Source organism: uncultured Nostoc sp., assembly GCF_937863485.1.
In the GTDB taxonomy this organism is placed as follows: domain Bacteria; phylum Cyanobacteriota; class Cyanobacteriia; order Cyanobacteriales; family Nostocaceae; genus Nostoc.
The window spans coordinates 1-8,566 of sequence record NZ_CALMFY010000044.1; the positions used below are offsets into that span (position 1 = coordinate 1).

Genomic DNA, 8,566 nt, shown 5'->3' on the forward strand with positions numbered 1-8,566 from the left:
CTATATATGGCAACTATTAACGACAACTACCTGAAACTGAAAGCGGGTTACCTGTTTCCAGAAATTGCTCGGCGGGTGAATGCTTTTGCTGAAGCGAATCCTGATGCTAAGGTGATCCGGTTGGGCATTGGTGATGTTACTGAACCTCTGCCAGAAGCCTGTCGCACAGCGATGATTAAAGCTGTGGAAGAAATGGGCGATCGCAATACCTTCAAAGGCTACGGCCCAGAGCAAGGCTATGCTTGGTTACGGGAAAAAATCGCTACTCAAGATTTCCAAGCGCGGGGAGCCGAGATTGATGCTTCGGAAATCTTTATCTCCGACGGTTCCAAATGCGACACGGGCAATATTCTGGAAATCTTTGGTCATGATAACATCATCGCCGTTACTGACCCTGTTTATCCCGTGTATGTAGACACTAACGTTATGGTGGGAAATACTGGGGATGCCAACGATAAAGGCGAATTTGAGGGTTTAGTCTACCTGCCGATTACTGCTGAAAACAACTTCACCGCCGAAATTCCCTCAAAAAAAGTCGATTTAATTTATCTCTGCTTTCCCAATAATCCCACTGGCGCAACTGCAACCAAGGAATATTTAAAGGCATGGGTAGACTATGCCAAAGCTAATAACTCGATTATTTTCTTTGATGCAGCCTACGAAGCTTATATTACCGAACCATCACTTCCCCACTCAATTTATGAAATTGAAGGTGCAAGAGAAGTTGCGATCGAGTTTCGGTCTTTTTCTAAGAATGCAGGTTTTACAGGAACCCGTTGCGCGTTAACCGTGGTACCGAAGACACTCACAGGAAAAGCCGCCGATGGTTCCGATGTGGAACTATGGAAACTGTGGAATCGTCGCCAGTCCACCAAATTTAATGGCGTTTCTTACATCGTCCAACGGGGAGCCGAAGCGGTTTACTCTGAAGAAGGACAAGCACAAATCAAGGGATTGGTGAGTTTCTATCTAGAAAACGCCAAAATTATCCGCGAGAAACTCACAGCCGCCGGATTATCAGTTTATGGTGGCGTGAATGCACCTTACGTGTGGGTGAAAACTCCTAATGGTTTATCCAGTTGGGAATTCTTTGATAAGTTACTGCAAACTGTCAATGTTGTAGGGACACCTGGTTCTGGCTTTGGTGCTGCGGGTGAAGGTTACTTCCGCATTTCGGCGTTTAACAGTCGGGAGAATGTCGAAGAGGCGATGAAGCGGATTACGGAGAAGTTTAAGGTGTAAGGCGATCGCTTTTGTTAAACTCATTCTATTAATCTAAAGGTTACGGTGGGCTATATTATCCACCGCAACCTGATAGATAATTATTGAAACTCAGATTACTTATATTCTGGTTATGACTGCTGCTATCCCCGTTTTTAAACCTGTTAGCCAGATGCAGTTAGCACCTGGTAGCACGGTGACAATTCCAGATGTTAGCTGGGAAGAATTTGAATCTATTTTACAAGAATTGGGAGAAAAAAGAACTACACGAATTACCTACAGCCAGGGTACTTTAGAAATTATGGCTCCTTTACCAGAACATGAAATTCCCAAAGATTTAATTTCTGATATTGTCAAAATATTGCTGAAGGCTAAAGATATCAGATATCAACCTTTTGGTTCCACTACTTTTAAACGGCAAGGTGTAGCAGGAGTTGAACCTGATGCTTGCTTTTATATTCAAAATTATCAACAAATGATTGGTCATCGCCGCTTGCAAGCTGATGATCCGCCGCCAGATTTAGCGATTGAGACTGATGTCACATCAAAAACTACTCTCGATGCTTATGAAGCTATTGGAGTCCCAGAATTATGGGTATATGATAGCGGAAACCTTTCTATTTATTTACTCAAAGATGGAAAATACATAAAATCTAATACCAGTCCTAATTTTGAGGATATAGCTATTACTCAGATTATCCCCGCTGCTGTGGAACGTAGTTGGCAAGTAGGAAGTTTTCAAGCTTTGGAAGAATTGGAAGCGATGATTTAGTAAATGATCAAACAAGCATTGCTCATTTTGCTTAATTATAATCAAGGTAGCAGTAATTACATCTTAAAAGCTGTTAAACTAATATGCATCAAAGTTGCAGCATATTTCTAAAACCTAATATACTTCTCATGTTTTTATGGAAACTCAAGATTTTAACGAAGACTATGCAAAAGCTGTACAGTTTCTAATAGACGGGCGAGAGAATGATGAAGCTATATTTTTACTATCTTGTACTTTTTTATCTTGGGATTATGCTTCCTCTTGGTTCGAGATAAAACTTAAAACTCGACGACCTAATTATGATATTCTTCTTGATAAAGAACATTTTATTACTATAGCTATTCATCGAGCATTTGAAGCTATACTACCTCTTGAGAAATGGGAAGTTAATAAGCTGTATATAACTCCTGTAATAGAGTTATCGAATATTCCAGATATTCAAGTTGATTGGCATAATGATTTGCTGAAAAATGCTCTTGGAAGAGATGGAAATAATCAGGGTACATTCATTTATGATGAAAAAGTAAAAAATTGGAATGGCTTTAAATTTGCATCCCTTAGTGAAGTCCAAGTTGCAAAAGAATTAGATAAGCTAGGTGTCTTATTCCTTCCGAACTGCAAAGCGCGATTTAAAGTTGGATATGGACGCGGTGAATGTTATCCAGATTTCCTAATATGTCATCAGGGAAAGTGGGGAATCCTGGAAGTGGACGGTCCACACCACAATACACAAAGCTATATTCAGCGCGACCGTAGTCGAGATCAATCTTTAAGGGCCTACGGAATATTTATTGAGCGCTTTGATTGGAAAGATTGTCAACGGCAGCCAGATTGTGTAGTTAAGCGTTTTTTAGACCTACTAGATAGCAACAGGTGATTATTAGTAAGTTTAATTAATAGGTAAAGAATATTGACATGAATCAACTAACTTATAATTTAAATATGGATGCTGGCACTAAAAATTCGATTTTTTAGGGGAGACATAGCGCGATCGCCTTCACGTAGTACTTGCCAAGTTAGCGTTTTGGGTATGTTTGGCAGAATTAGTTTCTAACTCTGAATACATAGCAAATAGCTCACTAAAAACCTCTTCCCCATTAATCTCTCCACTACTAACAAATCGTTCTACCTCAACCGAACCATCCTCAAAAAATTCCACTTCCCATCGTTCCCCAGCCACCGCCACATTTACCATAATCGTTTCATCTCGATGATGAGCTAGAGTGTAACTAATTTTCTCTTGTTTTAATTGATTTAGAAAAGTAACTATTTTACTAAATCCATGATTCTTCATTTGTCAAACCTCTTATCGCTTAATAACTTACGAACAACTTTAAAACCCGGTTGATTTACTTCTGCTCCCGCTTCAATCTCTTCCCATAACATTTCACAAAACTCATCCCAACTGGGCGATTCTTCCGGGAGTGGAACCTGTTTTCTCTCCTTTTGATTGAGTGGCTACTTTCCTTTATACAATAGCGATCGCGCATACATGACTACTCTGACTATGTGATGCCTACGGCGGTAAACTAAGCACTTTCCTAATTATCCATGAATTCCATCAAAAAATTATTCCTGAGAATTACTTCCGCCTTCTTCGCCATCATTAGGTAAATCAATTTTCGGCTCAACTTTTTCTCGTCCATAAGTACCCAAAGTCGCTCCTTCTTCTAAATATACAGCAGAGTATTTACTCAACCCAATACGCTGTGAAGTATAAATTCCAGAATGACCTGAAAATAGGTAGCTGACTACACAGCCAATAGCAATAAATACCCCTGATTCGAGGCCAAATAATTCAATTCCCATTAAGGTGGATGCTATAGGTGTATTTGCTGCACCTGCAAACACACCCACAAATCCCATTCCTGCTAACAGTGGTGCAGGTAATGCTAAAAGCAACGACAAAGCATTACCTAAAGTTGCACCAATAAAAAACAAAGGTGTCACTTCTCCTCCCTTAAAACCCGCTCCTAAAGTTAGAGCAGTTAGACCAAATTTTGCAGCAAAATCCCAAGGAGGTAGCTGAGTGGAGAAAGAATCAACGATAGTAGGGATACCAAGTCCAATATACTTAGTTGTACCACTTAACCCAACAATTGCTGCTATGATCGCACCGCCTATTAAAGGACGCATTGGAGGATAAGATATCTTTGCTTTAAAGAAGTGACTGATTTTGTGAGTTACTTGAGCAAAGAATCTCGCGACTATTCCAAAGATTGCACCTGCGATAATGGCAGCAATCAACCCCCAAATTGTCAGCGTCGGTATAGAGGGAGCGTGCCGGTATGCGGTATGATGTAGACCCAATAGTAAGGTTACTTGATTCCCAACGATCGCAGCAATTAAAGAAGGGAAAAGAGCGTCGTAATTAATTTTACCAATCGCTAAAACTTCTAGACCAAATACGGTTCCAGCTAAGGGAGTACCAAAAACTGAAGCAAATCCCCCACTGATACCTGCCGTTAATAAAATTCGCCGATTGGCTCCTTGAAAATGTAATATTTTAGTTAACTGGTCTGCCAAAGAAGCACCCATTTGCAATGCTGTACCTTCACGACCGGCTGAACCTCCAAATAAATGTGTAAGGTCTGTTCCTAATAAAACAAGAGGAGCCATACGGAAGGGAATAACATTTTTGGGGTTATGGATTTCTTCAAGTAAAAGATTATTTCCAGCTTCTACAGTCTGACCGAATTGATGATAAATCCAACCACTCAAGAAGCCACCAAGGGGCAGTAAAGCGATAATCCAGCGATGCGATTCTCGCCAATCAGTTGCCCATTCTAATGATGCTAAAAGAGCCGCAGAAGCTGTTCCAGCAAGAATGCCAACCACAACGGCAATAGGCAACCATTTAATTAGGTGTGGTAATGCAATAAACGGTTCAAATTGACGAAAGTGTTTCATACCATGACTCCTTGAGGTGCGATTTGTAGACTTACACTTTCTACAGGGGAGTCAGGTAATGCATTTAGCCAAGCCCTACTCTCCCGCAGTCAGCGGAGAAAGTAGGAGCCATCAGCCTTTCAGTGATGATTTTTAGGACTGGAAAGGCGGTTTCGGCGAGCTCCATCGCCATTGATTTGAGTTTACAGCAGAATTCAAGTATTTGAACCACATCTGTCGTAGGGGCGCAAGGTCTTGCGCCCCTACCGCGTGGTCTATTTACCTCTATAGATAGATGTCTTTTTGTTATCGATTAATATAGTTTTTTTTACTAATAGAACAACTATCAAAAACAACTAAATTAGTAATTATAAAAGTTAAGTAGGAAAACCGTACTTCTCTGATAGGTTTTCTGTACCATATATCTAAGTTTAGCTGGATAGAATCAAAATGTAGCTTAAGTAATGCTGTTTTCTAGAAAATTTCCACAGCATTAGCAGGAGAGCAAAAATATGATAAATCAATTGAAAACGGCTGCTTTGTTAGCTGCACTAAGTGGTCTTTTGATCGCAATTAGTTACTGGGTAATTGGCGGTAGTAGTGGCTTGATCATCGGAATTGGCTTGGCAGCAGTAACAAACTTGTTTTCCTGGTATCAATCAGATAAGATTGCGCTGGCAGTATACCAGGCCCAGCCTGTGAGTGAAGTGGAAGCACCAGGACTTTATCGGATGGTGCAGAGATTAAGCGATCGCGCTAAGATTCCCATGCCCAGAGTTTACATCGTTCCAAGCCAAGGTGCTAACGCCTTCGCTACAGGACGCGATCCAGAAAACGCTGCTGTTGCTGTCACCGAAGGCATTTTGAATATATTGCCAGATGACGAACTCGAAGGCGTTATTGCCCACGAACTCACCCACATTATTAATCGTGACACCCTCACACAAGCTGTTGCTGCTACTGTTGCTGGTGCTATCTCATTCCTAGCGCAAATGGTGAGTTACAGCTTATGGTTTGGCGGCGGTTCACGAGATGACAACAGAGGCGGTAATCCTTTGGGAGTTTTGTTAACAGTAATGCTTGCGCCAGTGGCTGCAACGATTATTCAGCTAGCAATTTCGCGCACACGAGAATTCTCTGCTGATGCAGGTTCTGCTAGATTAACTGGTAATCCCCGTGCTTTAGCTAGAGCATTACAACGCTTAGAAGCCTCAGCAAAGCAGATGCCTTTAAATGCCAATCCAGCATTTGAGCCGTTATTAATTATCAATTCCATCTCTGGACAGTTTCTAGGTAACTTGTTCTCCAGTCACCCTGCTACAGAGGTGCGAGTTGCAGCATTGCTTAAATTAGAGCAACAACTACCGACAAAAGCTTATTAAATTTTTGTCATGAGTCATTTGTTAAATCACTCATGACTAATGATTATCGTTATAGGGTGCAGTTTTCATCCAATAAACATTGTAATTAAGGATGTTTTAACTATGACTGCTAACAACATCGAATCCTTTGAAACCACAATAATTGAATCTACCGAATCCATAGTAATTGTAGAAATAAGTCCTAAAACCGACGAATTAGTAGAAACCGAAATGGCTGGCGAAAGTAATGAAGTGAAGCGCGAAACCAAAGCGCTGATTGAAGCACTAGAAAGACGCAGCCAAGCAGAGTCAGCAGGTACTCTCACCCGTGAAACCTATTTGAAAGCTGTGCGACAAGCACGGGAATTGATTGAAGACAGGAAACTGATAGAACGCGATCGCTTACAAGACTCTTGGGCGATAATTCAGGATGAAGCTGAGAGAAACTGGTACTTAATGATGAAAGACTTAGTAGACTTCAGCTTTCGCGTGCAAAAGGCGGCTACTGCTGCTTGGGAAACCTTCAATAACCCTTACCCTCGTTAGTTCAACGAACCTTTTTCTGTGTTGAACTTTAGTTCAAGTCTGTCTCAATACACTTGGGTTAAGGCTTACTCTTTTTCAAGTCTGTCCCTCTCTGAGTCGGCTACGTTGTATACGCAGGTTATTGAATTACCCCTCCCTAACCCTCCCCGATGTATTGGGGAGGGAACCGGAAATCTCATTTCCCCCCTTTATAAGGGGGGATTAAGGGGGGTGATACGACTTGTGTATACACGGTAGCCTTGTAATACCAATTTTATGTAAAGTTGACTTTATTCGCGTACTCCTGGTTTATCCCGTAGGTACAAGAGATGAGATAATATTTATGAAATTTTGAACAACATACTACATAATGAAACCACGAATTCTAATTTCAATGATTACAGTCGTTTCTTTGTGCAGTGTATTTTTTTCACCAACAGCTTACGCGACCTCGGTCTACAACTACAAACCAGGTGAATACGTCGTTATTGTTCACGGTCGCTCTCCAAATGGACGTTACTCAATCGCCTCGCATGGTGAGGGCGATCTTGGCGTAGACAATTTTCACCTTTATTTGATGGATGCTCAAACAGGGAAAAAAATTGGTCCTCTCGAAGAAGTCAACGAAATACTTGATACAGGTGCCAACGCCTATTATGCAAAATGGTCAGCCGACTCTAGTCAAGTCTCCATTAGTTATCGAGTTGATAGACATGCCGCTGTAATGATTCGCTATTCTATTAAAGGCAGGCGTGCCTACATCATTAGTGGACCAACACCAATAGACAAGCTAGAGCGATAATCTGTCTGAATATTGGGACTACGACGAGAGATTTAGTTTAAAATGAAGCTGCATAGAATAGGGTTTCAAGAATGAAATTATAAGATGACAATAAGCAGATTCGCTCTGGGGTTATTTTTTCAAGCAGTTGTTGCAAGCGAGTACGTAATTGTTCAAGTGTTGTAAAAACTTCACCTTGAAGTTGGTACTTAATAAATTCCCAAACTCGAAACTATGGGATTAAGTTCTGGGCTATGCGCGGGTTGACAGACCGGAATTAAATTTTGGGAGCAACGCAATTTATTCGTCAGATGAGCGCCTGCTTGGTCAATTTGAATTAGGGCAATATCCTCGCCTGGGTACTTTTAATTTCGCTTTGAGTCGGTAATCTACCCAGAAGTAGACTGTTGCATATGTCAGTTCTAGACCATACTCTGTTTTCAGCCATTCAACAATCTCTCCGTAACTTTTGAAACCTACTCCTAATTTCAGACGTTCCTTTAGTCCCGTTAACGCTTCTGAGGTTAAATGTGGTGTTTGTCCAGGAGCGGTTTTGACTTCGAGTAACTCCGATAACCCACCATGTCGATACTTTTGTAGCCATCGCGTTACTGTGGATGTATCTCGCCCCAAGCGATGCGCTAGTTCTTGATGCTGTTTTACTTGACCTGTTTTGAGCCACCACAAGATTTGTATTCGTTCTCTTTGCCTGGCAGTGCGAGTCTGTTTTAATTGTTTGTCTAAAAATTCTACACTCTCTTCAATCACGCTCTTCAAACTACGCGCCATAATATCCACCACCTGAGTGTCCTTCTATTCTATGCAACTTCACATAAAATTGGTATAAAGGGGAGGGAATTAGATGTTTTAGTTCCCCTTTCTAATGTTATTTTGGCGATGCCTGCGGCTGGCTACACCTACGCATTTGTTGATTCGGCGATCGCATTTGTTGATTCGGCGATCGCATTTGTTGATTCGGCGATCGCATTTGTTGATTCGGCGATCGCATTTGTTGAT

At 41.3% G+C, this 8,566-nt stretch carries 9 protein-coding genes and 1 riboswitch; of the genes, 6 read left to right on the top strand and 3 right to left on the bottom strand.

Going from position 1 to position 8,566, the window contains the following annotated elements; genetic code table 11:
- Window positions 1–6: 6 nt before the first annotated feature.
- The 3 genes from Q0541_RS06385 to Q0541_RS06395 all read left to right on the top strand — a co-directional run bounded on the left by Q0541_RS06385 (window position 7) and on the right by Q0541_RS06395 (window position 2,870).
- Window positions 7–1,242, top strand: a complete 1,236-nt coding sequence (locus Q0541_RS06385; RefSeq protein WP_298907200.1) for an LL-diaminopimelate aminotransferase — start codon at window positions 7–9, stop codon at window positions 1,240–1,242.
- Between the two features lie 112 nt (window positions 1,243–1,354).
- Window positions 1,355–1,993 (top strand): Uma2 family endonuclease, encoded by a 639-nt coding sequence (locus tag Q0541_RS06390; RefSeq protein WP_298907179.1) that lies wholly within the window; start codon window positions 1,355–1,357, stop codon window positions 1,991–1,993.
- A gap of 136 nt (window positions 1,994–2,129) precedes the next feature.
- Window positions 2,130–2,870 (top strand): DUF559 domain-containing protein, encoded by a 741-nt coding sequence (locus Q0541_RS06395; protein WP_298907182.1) that lies wholly within the window; start codon window positions 2,130–2,132, stop codon window positions 2,868–2,870.
- 120 nt (window positions 2,871–2,990) lie between these two features.
- Here Q0541_RS06395 and Q0541_RS06400 read toward each other — a convergent pair whose 3' ends face one another.
- Together Q0541_RS06400 and Q0541_RS06405 are read right to left on the bottom strand one after the other, a co-directional pair.
- Window positions 2,991–3,287 carry a hypothetical protein gene (locus Q0541_RS06400; protein WP_298907185.1) on the bottom strand — a complete coding sequence of 99 codons (297 nt, stop codon included), beginning with the start codon at window positions 3,285–3,287 and terminating at the stop codon, window positions 2,991–2,993.
- Window positions 3,288–3,562: 275 nt separating this feature from the next.
- Window positions 3,563–4,903 (bottom strand): voltage-gated chloride channel family protein, encoded by a 1,341-nt coding sequence (locus Q0541_RS06405; RefSeq protein WP_298907188.1) that lies wholly within the window; start codon window positions 4,901–4,903, stop codon window positions 3,563–3,565.
- Window positions 4,904–4,998: 95 nt separating this feature from the next.
- A riboswitch (Fluoride riboswitch) is annotated at window positions 4,999–5,082 on the bottom strand.
- A 312-nt stretch (window positions 5,083–5,394) separates the two neighbouring features.
- Between Q0541_RS06405 and Q0541_RS06410 the strand changes: the two genes are divergently transcribed.
- The 3 genes from Q0541_RS06410 to Q0541_RS06420 all read left to right on the top strand — a co-directional run bounded on the left by Q0541_RS06410 (window position 5,395) and on the right by Q0541_RS06420 (window position 7,570).
- Window positions 5,395–6,264 (top strand): zinc metalloprotease HtpX, encoded by an 870-nt coding sequence (locus Q0541_RS06410; protein ID WP_298907191.1) that lies wholly within the window; start codon window positions 5,395–5,397, stop codon window positions 6,262–6,264.
- Window positions 6,265–6,366: 102 nt separating this feature from the next.
- Complete coding sequence (locus Q0541_RS06415) at window positions 6,367–6,789, top strand: hypothetical protein (protein ID WP_298907193.1); 423 nt, start codon at window positions 6,367–6,369, stop codon at window positions 6,787–6,789.
- 373 nt (window positions 6,790–7,162) lie between these two features.
- Window positions 7,163–7,570 (top strand): hypothetical protein, encoded by a 408-nt coding sequence (locus tag Q0541_RS06420; RefSeq protein WP_298907195.1) that lies wholly within the window; start codon window positions 7,163–7,165, stop codon window positions 7,568–7,570.
- Window positions 7,571–7,876: 306 nt separating this feature from the next.
- Here Q0541_RS06420 and Q0541_RS06425 read toward each other — a convergent pair whose 3' ends face one another.
- A complete protein-coding gene (locus Q0541_RS06425; RefSeq protein ID WP_298907197.1) occupies window positions 7,877–8,338 on the bottom strand; it encodes a helix-turn-helix domain-containing protein in 462 nt (153 codons plus the stop codon).
- Window positions 8,339–8,566: the final 228 nt, after the last annotated feature.